Here is a 2221-nt window from a genome sequence, read left to right on the forward strand (position 1 = left end):
TTCCAGGGAAAAACACATCACCTTACTGCCAAGATGCTTTTGCTTTTCATGGTGAAAGAAAACAGCGGGACGGGGGAGAAGCGAATGCGCCACGTTCGCTGTTTTCACCGGAGGGTACACTATCTTTAATAGTGTACTCTTGTCTCATTATGAGACTTTTACTCATTCCTGCGCTGTACTTTTTCAATCTGATGTTTCAGTAGCATTGCTTCTACCACTTGGTTTAGACATTCTTTTTCTGGTGCAGATAAGATCTCTATTCTTTTCATGTTGTATGCAAGTGAATCATCTAGTGATGTATCCAGTCCTTCGAATATGTCTTTTATATTTGCATTCAACTCTATTAATGCTTTTATCATTTGGCTGAACTTTGGTTCTGTTTCTCCGTTTTCATACTTCATGTATGTGATATTGGATACTCCCATTATGTTCGCCACTTCTTTTTGAGTTAGATTTTTCTTTGTCCTTAACTCCCTCAAAGTTTCATTCAGCATTGTGATCCACCTTTCAGATTATAACTTTTCTTATATCTTAACTTATGGTTTTTTATACAGCACTATTGAATGTATAGTTTTCTTATGCTTTCATATAAGAAATCTTAGTATTGACAGGTTTTTCACCTTTTGGGTTTTTATGATTGATAAGCTGAAAATTTCAATTCCTTTCAAACGTAAATACGTTACTAACACTCGTATGTCTAAAACTGGTGAGTGTATTGAATATGTCAATATTATTGAGTGTTCTCGACGTGGTATTGGTCTTGAGGCTAAGTCTGTTCATTACAAAGGTGGGGCTTTAGATAACTGTTATGAAGTTGCAGATTTGCGACATCCCTATGAATCCCTTCCTACTCATTACACTGGTATGGCTATGAAAATTTTTCAAGGTACTACATGGCGTTCTCCATGTATTGAACTTAAATGTTCGCCTGCAAAAATTGTTCAGGGTCATAACGTTTTTGGTTCTACTTCCATCGCTCTTGGTGCTGATGAGATGCTTTGTGCTCTCCAAGAAGTTTACCCTCGTGTTTGGGAGATGCTCGATTATACCAATTCCACTTTAGATGCAATTGATGTTACTTATTCTGCTCGTGTTTCTAACGAACTTCACTCTAAGCAGGTTATTAACTGTTTGAAAAATGTCTCTAATGGTCAGATGCGTAAAAGTGTTCGTAATGAGTTTGAAACGACTTGTTACTTTACTCAAGGCTCTCGCCATTGTGATCGCAAAGCTTATTTAAAATCCCCTGAATTTCAACGCCAACTTAACTCACTTCGTTCCCTTCAAGAAAAAGGGATTACTGAATTTGACCGCGTTATTGATGTTATGTCTGACCCTCGATTAATTAACTTTGCTCGCAACCTTGTCCGATTTGAAGCTGGCGCTCATCGCCGTTATTTAGATACTTTCGATATTCCTAAAAATTTATTTCAAGCTATTCAATTTCAATTTGATTATGAAAAAAATGGTAATTCACTCATTCAAGACATTTGGCAAAAAGCTTTTAATCCTTTACTCCAAGCTTTAGAGGGGCAGCGCATGAATATTTTTAACGACGAAGAAGTTCATACAAAACTTAAAGAAATCCATATGACACTTACGCCAAAGGGCAATGTTTCATTCTCTAAAGCAGATAGAGTTTTTCGCTTCTATCGTTCTTTAGTTGCTGATGGATATGACTCCGTTAAAGATACTTTTTCTTCTCGCGCTACTTTTTATCGTCAACTTAATGAGCTTCTTTCTGCTGGTTTTAGTAAAGCTCAACTTCAAAATTTACAAGGTCATGGTCACGATAATGTAGTGCCATTACTTCAGGTAATCGACGTCGATTTTTCTAATCAACGTCCAGAATGGTATGTCGAGCCAGAAATCGGCGAACTCAGCAAAAAATACGGATTTAATACCGCAAATGTATTTAGATTAACTGCATAGGAAATGAAAATGAAAAACCAATTAATTATCGAAGTGTTTAAAGAAAATGAATGTATTGACAAGTTTGAAGGTATTTCACAAAAGAACAATAAACCGTTTTGCATGTTATCACAAATTGGTTATGCGCATGTCGGCGGTAAGTTCCCTAAGGAATTTAAAATTCGTCTTCAAGAGGGTCAACCTGCTTATGTCGCTGGTAAGTATGTTTTATCTGTTAATTCTTTAGTCGTTGGTATGCGTGGGGATTTGGAGATTGGTCGAGAGATGATTCTTTTACCTTACGATGAAT

General features: G+C 36.5%; 3 protein-coding genes. 2 read left to right on the forward strand and 1 reads right to left on the reverse strand.

Annotated elements, in window-relative coordinates:
- Positions 1-158: 158 nt before the first annotated feature.
- Entirely contained in the window at positions 159-494 is a 336-nt protein-coding gene (locus RH88_RS03475) for a helix-turn-helix domain-containing protein (RefSeq protein WP_005593483.1), read from the reverse strand.
- A 139-nt stretch (positions 495-633) separates the two neighbouring features.
- On the opposite strand from RH88_RS03475, the gene RH88_RS03480 reads away from it, so the two are divergent.
- Positions 634-1932: a phage/plasmid replication protein, II/X family gene (locus RH88_RS03480; RefSeq protein ID WP_005593484.1), complete on the forward strand. Its 1299-nt coding sequence runs from the start codon at positions 634-636 to the stop codon at positions 1930-1932.
- A gap of 9 nt (positions 1933-1941) precedes the next feature.
- Positions 1942-2221: single-stranded DNA-binding protein (locus RH88_RS03485; RefSeq protein ID WP_005593485.1), on the forward strand; the 280-nt coding region annotated here is incomplete at its 3' end.

It is taken from the genome of Vibrio scophthalmi LMG 19158 (assembly GCF_000222585.1).
Taxonomy (GTDB): Bacteria; Pseudomonadota; Gammaproteobacteria; order Enterobacterales; family Vibrionaceae; genus Vibrio; species Vibrio scophthalmi.

Excerpts from the sequence above, each read along its gene's own strand:
- RH88_RS03475 (WP_005593483.1), bottom strand. The coding sequence starts at position 494 with ATGCTGAATGAAACTTTGAGGGAGTTAAGGACAAAGAAAAATCTAACT.
- RH88_RS03480 (WP_005593484.1), top strand. The coding sequence starts at position 634 with ATGATTGATAAGCTGAAAATTTCAATTCCTTTCAAACGTAAATACGTT.